Annotated in this window: 1 protein-coding gene; it reads left to right on the top strand. The window is 77.0% G+C overall.

All coding sequences use genetic code 11. The features are described 5' to 3' along the window. The coding region (locus BZL64_RS37860) for a TetR/AcrR family transcriptional regulator (RefSeq protein WP_107430431.1) at window positions 1–500 on the top strand (500 nt) is incomplete at both ends.

Below are 500 nucleotides of genomic sequence, written 5' to 3'. Positions count from 1 at the left end.
CGAGGACGAACCCTGCCTGCGCGCCGACGCGGCCCGCAACCGTGCCCGGCTGCTCGACGCCGCCGCCCGGCTGGTCGCCGAGCACGGCGCGGCCGGGGTCACCATGGAGGCGGTGGCAGCCGCGGCGAACGTCGGGAAGGGGACCGTCTTCCGCCGCTTCGGCGACCGCACCGGTCTGCTGACGGCGCTGCTGGACCACTCCGAGCGCAACTTCCAGGCGGCCTTCCTCGGCGGACCCCCGCCGCTCGGGCCCGGCTCCGAGCCCGCGGAGCGCCTGCGGGCGTTCGGCGTCGCCTACCTGCGGCGCGCCATCGAAGAGCTGGACCTGCTGCTGGCGGCCGAGGGGGGCCCGGACCGCCGCTTCACCAGCCCGGTCCACCGCCTGCACCACGGCCACCTCGCCCTGCTGCTGCGCCAGGCGGCCCCGGACGCCGACGCGGACCTCCTGGCCCACACCCTGCTGGGCTACCTCAACCCGCCCCTGATCCACCACCTGGTCC

Source organism: Streptomyces bobili, from assembly GCF_002154575.1.
Classification (GTDB): Bacteria; Actinomycetota; Actinomycetes; order Streptomycetales; family Streptomycetaceae; genus Streptomyces; species Streptomyces bobili.
This window is presented reverse-complemented; position numbering and strand designations above follow the sequence as displayed.